This window comes from Pseudomonas fluorescens, assembly GCF_000967965.1.
GTDB lineage: Bacteria > Pseudomonadota > Gammaproteobacteria > Pseudomonadales > Pseudomonadaceae > Aquipseudomonas > Aquipseudomonas grandcourensis.
In genome coordinates this window covers 72,551-84,851 of the sequence record NZ_LACC01000012.1, presented here as the reverse complement: position 1 = coordinate 84,851, position 12,301 = coordinate 72,551, and the positions used below count along the sequence as shown (strand labels likewise).

The 12,301-nt window shown below is 57.2% G+C and carries 13 protein-coding genes and 1 pseudogene; 4 read left to right on the top strand and 10 right to left on the bottom strand.

What is annotated here, in order from left to right; all coding sequences use genetic code 11:
* Nucleotides 1-62: 62 nt before the first annotated feature.
* Entirely contained in the window at nucleotides 63-317 is a 255-nt protein-coding gene (locus VC35_RS10110; RefSeq protein WP_046039679.1) for a DUF6124 family protein, read from the bottom strand.
* Between the two features lie 719 nt (nucleotides 318-1,036).
* Between VC35_RS10110 and VC35_RS29960 the strand changes: the two are divergent.
* A pseudogene (locus VC35_RS29960) lies at nucleotides 1,037-2,452 on the top strand (lipid II-degrading bacteriocin).
* 70 nt (nucleotides 2,453-2,522) lie between these two features.
* Here VC35_RS29960 and VC35_RS10095 read toward each other — a convergent pair.
* Nucleotides 2,523-3,422 carry a LysR family transcriptional regulator gene (locus VC35_RS10095; RefSeq protein WP_046039676.1) on the bottom strand — a complete coding sequence of 300 codons (900 nt, stop codon included), beginning with the start codon at nucleotides 3,420-3,422 and terminating at the stop codon, nucleotides 2,523-2,525.
* A gap of 118 nt (nucleotides 3,423-3,540) precedes the next feature.
* Between VC35_RS10095 and VC35_RS10090 the strand changes: the two genes are divergently transcribed.
* From VC35_RS10090 to VC35_RS10080, 3 genes are all read left to right on the top strand, one after another.
* Complete coding sequence (locus VC35_RS10090) at nucleotides 3,541-4,818, top strand: MFS transporter (RefSeq protein WP_046039674.1); 1,278 nt, start codon at nucleotides 3,541-3,543, stop codon at nucleotides 4,816-4,818.
* A gap of 78 nt (nucleotides 4,819-4,896) precedes the next feature.
* A complete protein-coding gene (locus tag VC35_RS10085) occupies nucleotides 4,897-6,168 on the top strand; it encodes an AAA family ATPase (protein WP_046039672.1) in 1,272 nt (423 codons plus the stop codon).
* On the top strand, nucleotides 6,165-6,809 hold the full coding sequence (locus VC35_RS10080) for a retron system putative HNH endonuclease (RefSeq protein WP_046039671.1): 645 nt from the start codon (nucleotides 6,165-6,167) through the stop codon (nucleotides 6,807-6,809). Before VC35_RS10085 ends, VC35_RS10080 begins: the two co-directional genes overlap by 4 nt.
* A 62-nt stretch (nucleotides 6,810-6,871) precedes the next feature.
* Here the strand turns inward: VC35_RS10080 and gspM are convergent, their stop codons facing one another.
* From gspM to gspF, 8 genes are read right to left on the bottom strand one after another with little or no spacing between them, the layout of a single operon-like run.
* Nucleotides 6,872-7,303 carry a type II secretion system protein GspM gene (gspM, locus tag VC35_RS10075; protein WP_046039670.1) on the bottom strand — a complete coding sequence of 144 codons (432 nt, stop codon included), beginning with the start codon at nucleotides 7,301-7,303 and terminating at the stop codon, nucleotides 6,872-6,874.
* A complete protein-coding gene (gene gspL / locus VC35_RS10070; protein WP_046039669.1) occupies nucleotides 7,300-8,406 on the bottom strand; it encodes a type II secretion system protein GspL in 1,107 nt (368 codons plus the stop codon). The genes gspM and gspL overlap by 4 nt, the downstream gene beginning before the upstream one ends.
* A complete protein-coding gene (locus tag VC35_RS10065; RefSeq protein ID WP_046039668.1) occupies nucleotides 8,403-9,254 on the bottom strand; it encodes a type II secretion system protein GspK in 852 nt (283 codons plus the stop codon). Before VC35_RS10065 ends, gspL begins: the two co-directional genes overlap by 4 nt.
* Nucleotides 9,251-9,793, bottom strand: coding sequence for a type II secretion system protein GspJ (locus VC35_RS10060; RefSeq protein WP_046039667.1), 543 nt, complete (start codon nucleotides 9,791-9,793; stop codon nucleotides 9,251-9,253). The genes VC35_RS10065 and VC35_RS10060 overlap by 4 nt, the downstream gene beginning before the upstream one ends.
* On the bottom strand, nucleotides 9,786-10,169 hold the full coding sequence (gspI, locus tag VC35_RS10055) for a type II secretion system minor pseudopilin GspI (protein ID WP_046039666.1): 384 nt from the start codon (nucleotides 10,167-10,169) through the stop codon (nucleotides 9,786-9,788). Before gspI ends, VC35_RS10060 begins: the two co-directional genes overlap by 8 nt.
* Entirely contained in the window at nucleotides 10,162-10,629 is a 468-nt protein-coding gene (gspH, locus tag VC35_RS10050) for a type II secretion system minor pseudopilin GspH (RefSeq protein WP_080925289.1), read from the bottom strand. Before gspH ends, gspI begins: the two co-directional genes overlap by 8 nt.
* A 3-nt stretch (nucleotides 10,630-10,632) precedes the next feature.
* On the bottom strand, nucleotides 10,633-11,088 hold the full coding sequence (gene gspG / locus VC35_RS10045; RefSeq protein WP_046039664.1) for a type II secretion system major pseudopilin GspG: 456 nt from the start codon (nucleotides 11,086-11,088) through the stop codon (nucleotides 10,633-10,635).
* A 3-nt stretch (nucleotides 11,089-11,091) separates the two neighbouring features.
* Nucleotides 11,092-12,300 carry a type II secretion system inner membrane protein GspF gene (gene gspF / locus VC35_RS10040; RefSeq protein WP_046039663.1) on the bottom strand — a complete coding sequence of 403 codons (1,209 nt, stop codon included), beginning with the start codon at nucleotides 12,298-12,300 and terminating at the stop codon, nucleotides 11,092-11,094.
* Between the last annotated feature and the right edge of the window lies 1 nt (nucleotide 12,301).

Sequence of the window (12,301 nt, the reverse complement as noted above, 5' to 3'; positions counted from 1 at the left end):
GAACACAGTTCAGCTTTCCTTCTGTGACTGTCCGGCTTTAGTTGTGTTGGCGCTCTGATTTACTAAGGTGGATCGAGGTTATCCAGCACCCGATTCACCGCCAACTCCCCCAACATGATCGACTGCTGAATGCCCAGCAGGGTGTTGCTCTGCGACCCGTTCAAACTCCTCGCGAAATCGCTCGCCATGACATTGGCTGATGCCAGCGACACACAGGCGTATTCCAGCAGAGTGTGGTTGTCGATATCGGGGGCGATCAAGAAGATATTGCTGGGTTCGCGTGGAGTGTCCGGCGATTTTTTTGCTTTTTTGGTCATGATTCAGCGCCCAGAAAAGTGGAGCCGACACCGAGTCGCTACGAATCAAAAGGGTGGCAGCTGTACGCAGGTTAGTAGACCGGGTCTTCGCCAAACCGGCGCGCCCGAAGGCGCCCTGCGCACAGCTACCGTCAAGGGCAGGTACAGACATACCTGCCTATCAGGAGCGCAAATGCACTTAGCGAAAACACGGGCTACTAAACCCGATCACTGACAATCAGTGACACGAATCAAGTTAGCGATGGCCCTCAAAGCGCACAAGCCGGCGGATTCTGGAGTAGTTGCAGGCAACGTCGCAAGGCGCTGTAGCCGTTGCGAGGGATTTCGGAAATGTCCTACAGCAGGTGATGAAGCATTCCGAAGGGGATGATACATCCTCATTCCAGAATGCTGGTTTTTTAGTGTTCTTGCAGACGCTTTTTGCGAGCAGGCTCAGTTACGTTCGCGGCGAGTTTCAGCAGATGAATAACCGGCAAAAGATGAGCAACAACGCTGCATATGGCGAGGTGAATATTTCTCTGATTATTCTACCAAGGTCGTAGCTGCATTAATCAGAACCAAGAAAACCCGAATCATCGGATCATTCCGCAATCCTTGTAATACTCTTCCGAACGTATATTTACCCTATTGAGCACTTTTCTTGCTCATGCTTAATTGCCGAGGAGTCCAAACAAAGAACTCAGAAACCCATAAATTAATACCGAACAAGGATGTAGGTAATGGCTCAGAATGGAATCAACTTGCCCGCCACAGACATTATTGGAACTTGGAGAGGATCATCAGGTGGATACTGGTCTACGGACGGCATCATCATTGATGGCACTTACGTTCTTCCTCCACCACAACCCGAGGTGGTTACGGAAGATAAAAAATTCTACCTCATCGACATGATAAAGCGTCAAACGGGACTTGACGAATTTACTTTCAACTTGAAAATTCTTGATAAAGCTTTGAACAAAAACGATGCATATGGTGCAATAAAAGACATTTGGCATATCGTGGAAAGCGATCGTGGATGGGTAGATCCACACTGGAGAATCAACGATGACCTTTTCAAAAACAAAATCGTGAATTTTAGCTTGGCTGACGCTCTACAAAAAAGCGGTTTCAGTTCAAGAGAAGCTATTATTGCAGTCGCCAGCTCCGGGCATGCAGACAGTACTTCATACAAACTGGAAACTCCAAAACTTTCTGGAGGCACGTTCAGTCCTGTCAAGGCACTTGGGCACTATCTATGGGGCAAGGGGCCAAAGCTTGAAGTCGATATCAACACCATCGGACTTAATATTTTAGAGCACAAACTACCATTATTAAGACAGGCGATTTAACACACAAAATCACCTGGAGTATATAATCTTGTCGATCCGCGTATTGGATACGACACAATTAACGACAACCTTGCGACTTGGGCTTATCTGGGCAGAATTACTTTGAGCATGACAGGAGACTTTATACGAAGTCACGATGATTCCTGGCGATTCATTGGTGTAATAAAAGCCTACCATGACAGATACGATTTCAACGAGAGTGACAGACCTCCTGCATTAGAGCATTTAACCACTGCCGGCAGAGCACTACCAGGAACGGGCTTTGAAATAGACATTTCAGGCGAACACAAAATACATTTAGTTGGCAGAGGGCACCAAATTCAACAATTCCAACCACACTTAGGCAGCCAATTAATATTTGACTGCCTTTTTCATTTTAACCCGGACACTATAATTATGATCAATATGAGCCTCCGAACACTGTACCTCACAACACTACCGATTTTTTCAACTGCGAGTTGTTACATCATTATTTTAAATTACACAAACGGCATTTATCCTACCACGCAAGACACAGTAGCAATCCCATTAGTCTCCATGGCCGGCTTGCTCGCCATACTATTACTATTATCCGCCGCCCAAAACCCGTTTTACAAACAACTACACTATCAAAAGGCAACCAATATCGCCTCAATCACCTTGGCATTATTTTCAACTACAGCTTCATCAGCACTGCTTATTAAATCAATTAATTACTGGCTCACTCCAAACCACTTAGGCATTTCTGCACTTTACTTCTTTATATTTACTACCTATGTAATTCACCAATTAAATATTTATAAAAAATTCACCTCGCAAAAAAAATGACCAACTCACACTGGGCACCTTCGGTGACGGCCCAACACTTGCAAGTTAATAGAGCATCATCACGATATCCTTACGCTTTGGACTCGACCTTCCTGGTCAACAACTCCACAAACGCCCGCGCCATCGCCGACTTCTGGTCCTTACGCTGCACCAACCACACCGCCGACACCGCCGCCGGATCGAGCAACGGTCGATAGACCACGCCGTCAATACGCATCCGCTGATAAGACGCCGGCATCACCGAGACGCCAAGACCCGCAGCCACCAACCCGATGATGGTCATCGCCTCGCCAGCCTCTTGTGCAAAATGCGGAGTGAAACCGGCATCCCGCGCCAGGCTGAGCAACTGCGCATACAGGCCACTGCCATAGCTGCGCGGAAAAAACACAAAGGGCTCAAGCGCCAGGGCTGACAGGAACAAGCCCTCCTCGCTGCCCTCTACCAACGGGTGCTTGGAGCTCAGCACCGCGACCAGCGGCTCGCGCATCAACTCGACCACGCTGAGGCAGTCCGGCAGCCCGAGCGGGCGCATGATGCCGACTTCAATCGACTCGTCCACCAGCGCATCGGCCACCTGGGTGCTGCTCATTTCCCGCAGGTTCAAGTGCACCGCCGGGAAGCGCTGGCGGAAAGAGAAAATCGCCTGGGGAATGGTCGAGTTGAAGGGGGCCGACGAGGTGAAGCCGATTTTCAGTTCACCCAGCTCGCCCAATTGCGCTCGTCGTGCGACATCCGCCGCTTTGTCGACCTGCGCCAGCACCAGCCGCGCCTCTTGCAGAAACAGCCGACCGGCTTCGCTCAGCTCGACCCGACGATTGGTACGCTCGAACAACCGCGCGCCGACTTCCTGTTCCAGCGCCTGAATCTGCTGGCTCAACGGCGGTTGCGAGATGCCCAGCACCTGTGCGGCGCGGCCGAAGTGCAGTTCTTCGGCGACGGCGATGAAGTAGCGCAGATGACGCAATTCCATGGAAACCCCATTAGGTCGTAAAAGCTATCAAACAGGTCGAACAATATATTGGATTGAATCATTAGCCAGCTATATGCTTTTTTCATTGCCTGACCGGCTGCGCCCTCCGAGGTCCAACGTGAAAACTGCTGTCGCCCCACTCGCCCATGAAGTTCCTCCCGCAGCACCGGACGCTATCGCCGCTGAGCTGGCGGAGATCTACATCGAAAAAGGCACCCCGGCGTTCATGCGCACGGTGCTGGCGTTGTTCTGCGGCGGCTTCGCGACTTTCGCCCTGCTCTATTGCGTGCAGCCGATGATGCCGCTGCTGTCCCACGAGTACTCCATCAACGCAGCGCAGAGCAGCCTGATCCTGTCTATCGCTACCGGCATGCTTGCTATCGGCCTGCTGATCACCGGCCCGATTTCCGATCGGGTCGGGCGCAAACCGGTGATGGTGGCCGCACTGTTCGCCGCTGCGCTGTGCACCATGGCCAGTGCGATGATGCCGAGCTGGCACGGTGTGCTGCTGATGCGTGCGCTGATTGGATTGTCGTTGAGCGGTCTGGCCGCGGTTGCGATGACTTACTTGAGCGAAGAGATCCACCCACAGCACATCGGCCTCGCCATGGGGTTGTACATCGGTGGCAACGCGATTGGCGGGATGAGCGGGCGCTTAATCACCGGGGTATTGATCGACTTCGTCAGCTGGCACACGGCGATGCTGGTGATCGGTGGCCTGGCCCTGATTGCCGCGGCGGTGTTCTGGAAAATCCTCCCGGAATCGCGCAACTTCCACGCCCGCTCGCTGCACCCGCGCAGCCTGCTCGACGGTTTCACCATGCACTTTCGCGACGCCGGCCTGCCGCTGCTGTTTCTTGAAGCCTTTGTGTTGATGGGCGCGTTCGTCACGCTGTTCAACTACATCGGCTATCGCCTGCTGGCCGCGCCGTACCACATGGAACAGGCCTTTGTCGGGTTGCTGTCGGTGGTGTACCTGTCGGGCATCTACAGCTCAGCGAAAATCGGCTCGCTAGCCGACAGACTCGGTCGCCGCAAAGTGCTCTGGAGCACCATCGCGCTGATGATCGGTGGTCTCGCCCTGACGATGTTCACGCCATTGCCGCTGGTGATCATCGGCATGCTGATCTTTACCTTCGGCTTCTTTGGCGCCCACTCGGTGGCCAGCAGCTGGATCGGCCGCCGCGCCACCAGGGCCAAGGGGCAAGCATCGTCCTTGTACCTGTTCAGCTACTACGCAGGGGGGAGCATCGCCGGTACGGCGGGTGGCGCGTTCTGGCACCTGGGCGGTTGGAACGGCATCGGGTTGTTCATCGGCACGCTGCTGGTGATTGCGCTGCTGGTCGCGTTGAAGCTGGCGAAGTTGCCGTTGTTGCCGGGTACAGCGAAGGTTTAGCCACAACTGCACCCTAGCGGTAATCGCGAGCCAAGGTACACTGACGGCATTCGTCAGTCTTGGTAAAGGGAAGCCAGAATGCGCCTGGACCGTCTCCACATTCAAAATTTTCGTTGTTACGAAGATGCTACTTTCGACTTTCAGCCGGGTTTCAATCTGGTGGTGGGGGTTAATGGGAGCGGGAAGACTTCTTTGTTGCAGGCTGCGGCCGTTTCGTTCATTGAATATGCGAATTCGATAAAACTACAGCCCATCGGCTTAGACCTGAACGACGTGCGCTTTGTCATCAACAAATTTGAAAGCCGTAGCCGCTTCGAAAGAAAGTTCCCGCTTCTGCTTGCAGCTCAGGGAGATATTTTAGGAGTCAATAAATGGGAAACCACTCAAGCGAGTGAGCATCTCCCTCCTTTGGTAGATCTTGAGTTAATGCTTGCAACAGATAAAGAGCTCGCAAAGTTCGACCTCGGAGAAAGTGTCGAGCTACCCGTTCTCGCTTTCTATCGATCTAATCGTCAATGGAAAGGCGCAAATATTTCGGCCGAGTTTGCGGCACAGCAAAAAATCTCCCGCTTGGACGGATACACGAATTGGTTTGATGCAGTTACCGACTTAAAAGACTTCGAAAGTTGGCTGATCGGCAAGACGCTCGAACGCATGCAAAGTTTGCTGGATTCAAAAACGGCAATACCGACATTCGATGACGAACTGACGCTGGTTAATCAAGCAATCGGGATAGCTCTGCCGAATGCAAAAAACCTTCGTTACGACCTCAGGCTTCAAAGCCTATTGATAGATGTTGAAGGAGGCATAACCATTCCCTTCAACAACCTTAGTGACGGCCAGCGAGGCATGGTCGCCCTCTTCGCAGACATCGCACGTCGCATGTGCATCCTCAACCCTCACATGGGCAAGGACGTCCTGAAAAACACTTCAGGCGTAGTCATCATCGACGAACTGGACATCCATCTTCACCCAGCCTGGCAACGCAACATCGTGCCTGCGCTGAAACAAGTTTTCCCGAAAGTCCAATTCATCGCCGCCAGCCACTCCCCTCAAATCATCGGTAGCCTCAAGCCCGAAGAAGTCATCATTCTGCACAACGGCGATCCATCCCACCCACGGGTCACCTACGGCCTGGACTCCAGCAGCGTGCTGGAGGAAGTGATGGGGGTTACCCAACGCGAACCCGAAATTGAAAAAATGCTCTCGGAACTGTTTTCAACACTGGAAGACAACGACCTGAAGAAAGCCAAGGCGCAACTCAAGGCACTGAAGTTGAGAGCCCCTGATCTTCCGGAATTCGCTGGAGCAGAGGCGCTGATCAGGCGCAAGGAGATCCTCGGTAAATGAAACGAGTGCTCAAAGGAATTGAACCCGCTTCATTTACAAGATGGAAAAGCTCGGCAAACGAAGAGTGGAGTCCTACTTATCCAACACTGCAAAATCCGCAAAAGCGTGATTTGCACAACAGTTTGCTGCAAGAACAAGGCTTCTTCTGTTGCTACTGCGGTAGAGAGATAGATACTGCCAGCAGTCATATCGAACACTTCAGGCCTCAAGAACACTATGAGGAGTTGGCATTGGAGTACCATAACCTCCACGCCTCCTGCCTGCGAGAGACAACACCTGGCAATCCATTGCACTGCGGTCATCGCAAAGGCAACTGGTTTGACGAAGCGCAGCATATCTCACCGATGGATGAGCATTGCGAGCACCGTTTCCGTTATCTGCAGACCGGCGAAATTCAAGCAACCGAACGAGACGATCTGCCGGCAACGAAAATGATTGAAGTACTGGCACTCGATATTGCCTACCTCAACAATCGCCGACAGAGCACAATCCGTGGTTTATTCGATGACGAGTTCATCACACAGGCCAGTGAGGAAGACCTGGTCCGCCTCGTTGCTGCTATTCGCTCTAACAGTATCCTTGAGCAAAAAGCTTTCGATCACGTGATCGCACGCTACGCCGAACAGCTCATTGGACACTGAAAATCTGCACAATGAAAAACGCCCAGCATAAACCGGGTGTTTTTCATTGAACGGTAGTGCAACTACCTGAGCACCACCCGCGCCTCCAGGGCATCGTCACGCTTCTCCAGCGTCAGGGTTTGCAGCGCGACTCCATCGCGCTCGATCCCATCGAGCCACTGCATCAAGGGCTGCGCATTGCCATTGAGGGTCACGCGCAGCAGATCACTGTCACTCTCCATCTGACGGATCTCCAGCCCCGCCGCCGCAGCGCTTTCGCTGATGCGCAGTGAAAGCGGTTTTTCGCTGTCGACGGGGACATGGCTGCGCGGCAACGCCTGTTGCAGTTGTGCGGCCAGCCCCGCCTGCTGTTGGTATTGTCGCTCGGCTGTTTCCAGCCGCTGCCGGGTCGGTTGCCAGATCAGGCTGAAAGCCACGACAGCCAACAAAAAAGCCCCCAGCACCTGCAACAGCCGTTGTTCGCGCTCGGAAATGCGTCGCCATGCCTGCTTCATGCCTCGTCCTCCACGGTGAGGGTGGCGTGCACCCGGTCAGCGGCTTTATTCGCGCTGTCGAGCCGGACGGGCATGCCCTGTTGTCGCCCGCGTTCACGCAATTGTTCCAGCTCGGTAAAGCCGCTGGCGGTCAGCTGGATTTTCCAGCCTTCGCCTGCTCGAAACTCGATGCGCTGGACCTCGACCGGGCTGGCGCCAATCACCTGCTCAATCAACCGGACCAGCCCGGCAATGCGGGTGTTTTGCGAATCCACAGGCTGGCTTTGCAGGGCCTTGAGTTGCGCTGACATATCGACGATGCGGCTTTGCTCCGGGTAAAGCGCCTTGAATCGCTGTTCATTCTGGGTGGCCAGGCGCCGGGCTTCGCTGTCGAGGAAGCGGATCCGCGTTTCGCTGGCACCCCAGGTCAACAGTGCCAGCATCAACAGCGCCCACCCGCCGGCACGCCAGGGCAGACGCTTGCCCCGTGGGGCGAACGCCCCCTGCAGCAGGTTGATGGCCTGGGTTGGGCGGTGGGCCAGGCATTGGTCGATGACGGCAGGGGCCTCACGCTCGTCCAGCCATTGCATGTCCTTGGGCAATAACGGCGTGAGCAGTGCCAGGTCGTCTTGCGACAACGCCAGGCGCGCCGACAGGCCTGCACCCAACAACCAGCGACCGAACCACCATGCGCCGCACGGCTGATCACCGGACAACAGATCGGCATCGACGAACACCCCGCGCACCTCAATACCCGCCTCGCGCAGCAAGTCGAGTACGGCGGCCAACCGTTCGCGGTCAATGACCATGACCGGGTAGCAGCCGTCACGATCACGAGCGCCAACGCTCAGATGCACAACTTCCAGCGCGTCACTCAGTTGATCTTCCACGGCGTAGGCCATGGCCTGGGCTTCGGGCCTGCGTCGCGACGGCCATGGCTCGCTGCGAACCCAACTGCACATTTCCATGGGCAACAGCACATCAACTACCTGCCCCTGCAATGCGGAGGCCGCCTGATTCAGCGGCATCGGCAGGCGTCGAAGGGTTGGCGACCACAGGACGCAGGGCCAGAGGCCCGATGGTGCGTCTTGCCCCTCGGCGGTCAGGTAAAGCCAAGTGTTCATCGCGGTCTCTCGTGGCTACTCATGGGAAGAAAACGTCGTTGCAGCACCGTCAGTTGTCGAGTCTTGGGGTCGTGTCCGACATCCGTGGCCAAGTGCAGTTCGCGCCCGTCCCGGGTCACCTGCACCCTTATCCGATACCAGCGGCTTTGGGTGCCAAGCCCGTGACTGCTCAGGCCCTGCCCGGAGAGCAACGGGTCCTGGGTAAACGCCTGGACGCTCGCCCAGGGCATTGTTGCCGCCTGATGCGCCAGCGCATCGGCGGTCGCGGCGTCCACCTCGCCGAGTGTTCTCAACAGCAGCGCCGGTGCGGTGTTGATGTTCAAGGCGGTGTCGGCGGGCAGCAGCGCCACCCAGGGTTCCAGCCGCTGCAGCAGGCGAGCGTCAATGCCAGGCAGCAAGCGCAGTCGGCTCAGTTCCCCCAGCGGCCCGACCTGGCTCAGTTGCAGAGGAGGCAGTTCGAGCAACTCGAGCAGGCGCGCCCAACGGTTGAGGGTGACCTGATCCACCTGCCCCTGGCGTAACAACCCATTGAGATTGAAGCGTCCGGCGAGGTCATCGATATCGATTCGGATCTGCGCATCTTCAACCTCGAAACCCGGTGCCATGGCCGTCCAGCCTTGAATCCGCTCGACGGGTTTTTTTGCGTCCTGCAACGCGTCGCGCAACAGCAACAACGCCCAGGTTTCCCCGCCCAATGCGAGTTGCCGCAGCTGTATTTGCTGCAACTGTTGCCCACTGCTTTGCAGCGAAAGGTGATGGCTGCGCAACACGCCACCAATGATCAGCAGTGCCAGGCTCATGACCAGCAATACACTGATCAACGCAATGCCGCGTTGGCGCCCGTTCACGGCAATGCACCCGGCATCGGCAACACCCGACGAATCGATTCGAAGCGCCCGACAGAGACTTGCACCTCCAGCGCCATGAGCGCCTTCGCCTCCTGCCCGGCCACCCAATGAGCGACCCAGCCGGACTGGCTGTCGAACAGACGCCAGCGCAACTCACGAACGCCTTCGAGCAGTTTTTGCCGCTGCACCAACTCCGTACCTTCGCCCTGGCTTTCGCGCCACAGCACGCCGCCGTCGAGTCGATAGGTCAGCATCTGGCGCTCACTGCGCGGCTGGTCCAGAGGATTGCGCCAGTGACTGCGCTGGAACTGCAAAAGCGGCGCTGCGAGCACCACCGGCTGTGCGGTGACGTGCAGCAGATCCCGCTCGATCACCGCCATCGCTCGTTGCAGGCTCCTCAGCTCTCGCTCGTGGGCCGCCGTGCCCTGTTGCACTCGCAGCACGCTATCGAACAAGCCCCAACTGGCCAGCCCCAGCACGGCGAAGATGGCCATGGCGATAACCAGCTCCAGCAAGGTGAACCCACGCTGCCTAGTCATGAACCGCAAGTATCCAGCCACTGGCACGATGCAAGGCGTGCGCACTGTTCGCCGGGCTGACCTGAATGTCGACCTGGAGCAAACGCGGATCGCCGGTGGCGCTGATGTGCTGTTGCAGCACCCAATCGCGCTGATCCATGGACACGATCTGTTGTTGCTGGCCGGCCGCCAAGCCGGATTGCAGGCGTAGCTCGTTCAACCGGTTGTCCGCCAGCCACGCCGCAAACAGTCGCTCCTCAACAGCGCCGCACTGCTTCACCGCGTATTGACTGGCCGACAGCACGGCTGCCGCCAGTGTCGCGAAGACCGCCAGGGCCACCATGATCTCCAGCAGCGTGAAGCCACCCATGGACGACAAGGATGACCGGCTAGTCATCGATCGCCACCTCGCCGATGCCATCGCCGGACAGGCTCAGCCAGGTCCTGTTGCCGGACTCGAATGCCAGCGTGAAGGCACTGGTTTCATCGTTGCTGAGCAACAGCAACTGCGGGGGGCCTTCGTCGGCGCCCAGCCCTGCCCCATAGCCGTCCTGCTGCAAACGTACTCGCACGTTCAGAGGCCAGTCGGTCAGTTCCTTCACCGGCTCCCATCCACGAACACCCAGATGCATCACCCGGTAGCCATCGGCACTCAGGCGCAGGCCATATTCCTGGCCTTCGAACACCGCACGCTCACGCAGTTGATGAATCACCTGCACCATCGCCTCGGCTTCCTGCTTGACCTGACGCGCGAGATTACCCCCACCGGCAAGGCTCACCATGCCCAGCAATATGCCGACCACGACAATCACGACCATCATTTCCAGCAAGGTAAACCCTCGGCAGCGGTAGCCCACGGATCAATGGCCCCAATTGCCGATTTCGGCTGCAAACCCTTCGCCGCCCGCTACGCCATCGGCGCCCAGGGAATACAGGTCGTAAGTGCCGTCTACCGATCGCACACCCGGATTGAGGTACTGATAAGGCATGTTCCACGGGTCGACCGGCATGCTCTTGAGGTAACCCTGAGGGTTCCAGCCCCGTGCCGCGGGCAGTCCGGAGGGACGTTTGACCAACGCTTCCAGGCCTTGCTGGGTCGAGGGGTAATGGGCGTTGTCGAGGCGGTACATTTCCAGGGCGGTGGCGATGGCCTGGATATCGATTCTGGCGGCAGTGACCTTGGCTTGATCGGGGCGGCTCATGAACTGTGGCACCACAATGGCCCCCAGCACGCCGATGATGACCACCACCACCATGATTTCGATCAGGGTAAAACCGCGTTGCGCACGGGAAAGGTTTTTGCGGACAGGTTGCATGGATCAATTCACCAATTGGTTGAGGCTGAGAATCGGGAGCAGGATGGCCATGACGATCAGCAGCACGACGCCGCCCATCAGCACAAGCATCGCCGGCTCGAAGAGGCTCACCACCAGCGCAATGCGCGCGGCGAGGCTGTTTTCCTGTTGTTCGGCGGCCCTGGCCAGCATGCGGTCGAGCTCGCCGGCACGTTCGCCGCTGGCGATCATGTGCAGCATCATCGGCGGAATGTCGCCGCTCAGTTCCAGGCCGCGGGTCAGCGTTCCGCCTTCGCGGACCGAGCGGGCGACATCGACCATCCGCGCACGGATGGTCAGATTGCCGATGACCGCGGCAGCAATTTCCAGGGCGTCCACCAAGGGCACGGCACTTTTGCCGAGGATTGCCAGGGTGCTGGCAAACCGTGCGGCTTCCATGGCACGCAGCACTTCACCGAGGACGGGCGCATTCAGCACCCAACGATGCCAACGCAGACGCCATTTCGGTTGCTGCCAGCTCCAGCGCCACAGGCCGAACAGCGTCGCCAGTACGCTCATCAACAACAGGAAATGGTCGCGCAGGCCGTTACTCACGCCGATCAGCGCCTGGGTCAGCCAGGGCAACGGCTGGCCGCTGTCGACGAAGATCTTCACCACATCCGGCACCACATAACCGAGCAGAAAACCGACGATCGCCACACTGGCCAACATCAGGATCAACGGGTACACCAGAGCCATCTGGATCTTTTGCCGCGAGGCCTGGCGGGCCTGGGTGTAGGCCGCCAGTTGCTCCAGCACTTGGCCCAGATGCCCCGAGCGTTCTCCAGCGGCCACGGTGGCGCGGAACAACTCGGGGAAGGCTCGTGGAAATTGCCCCAGTGCCGAGGCCAGGGCGTGGCCTTCCATGACCCGGCTCCTGACCGCCGAGAGCAAGCCCGCAACCTTGCGCTTTGAGCTCTGCTTCGCCACCGCATCGAGCGCTTCTTCCAGGGGCAGTCCGGCCTGAACCAGCGTTGACAGTTGCAACGTCAACAGCGCCAGATCAGCAGCACTCAGGCGTCCACCTCGCGACTGCCGGCCCGCACCGCCGCCGCCCCGGACCTCGGTCAACACACGCGGCCACAAACCACGTTCACGCAACAACTGTCTCCCATGGCGGGGTCCATCGGCCTCCAGCCGTCCCTTGCAGGATCGTCCCTGGGCGTCGTGGGCGCGGTAGTCGAAGGTCGGCACT

Bases quoted from the DNA above. Each gene is read 5' to 3' on its own strand.
- VC35_RS10110 (WP_046039679.1), bottom strand. From the start codon at position 317: ATGACCAAAAAAGCAAAAAAATCGCCGGACACTCCACGCGAACCCAGC.
- VC35_RS10095 (WP_046039676.1), bottom strand. From the start codon at position 3,422: ATGGAATTGCGTCATCTGCGCTACTTCATCGCCGTCGCCGAAGAACTG.
- VC35_RS10085 (WP_046039672.1), top strand. From the start codon at position 4,897: ATGCGCCTGGACCGTCTCCACATTCAAAATTTTCGTTGTTACGAAGAT.
- VC35_RS10080 (WP_046039671.1), top strand. From the start codon at position 6,165: ATGAAACGAGTGCTCAAAGGAATTGAACCCGCTTCATTTACAAGATGG.
- gspM (WP_046039670.1), bottom strand. From the start codon at position 7,303: ATGAAGCAGGCATGGCGACGCATTTCCGAGCGCGAACAACGGCTGTTG.
- gspL (WP_046039669.1), bottom strand. From the start codon at position 8,406: ATGAACACTTGGCTTTACCTGACCGCCGAGGGGCAAGACGCACCATCG.
- VC35_RS10060 (WP_046039667.1), bottom strand. From the start codon at position 9,793: ATGACTAGGCAGCGTGGGTTCACCTTGCTGGAGCTGGTTATCGCCATG.
- gspI (WP_046039666.1), bottom strand. From the start codon at position 10,169: ATGACTAGCCGGTCATCCTTGTCGTCCATGGGTGGCTTCACGCTGCTG.
- gspG (WP_046039664.1), bottom strand. From the start codon at position 11,088: ATGCAACCTGTCCGCAAAAACCTTTCCCGTGCGCAACGCGGTTTTACC.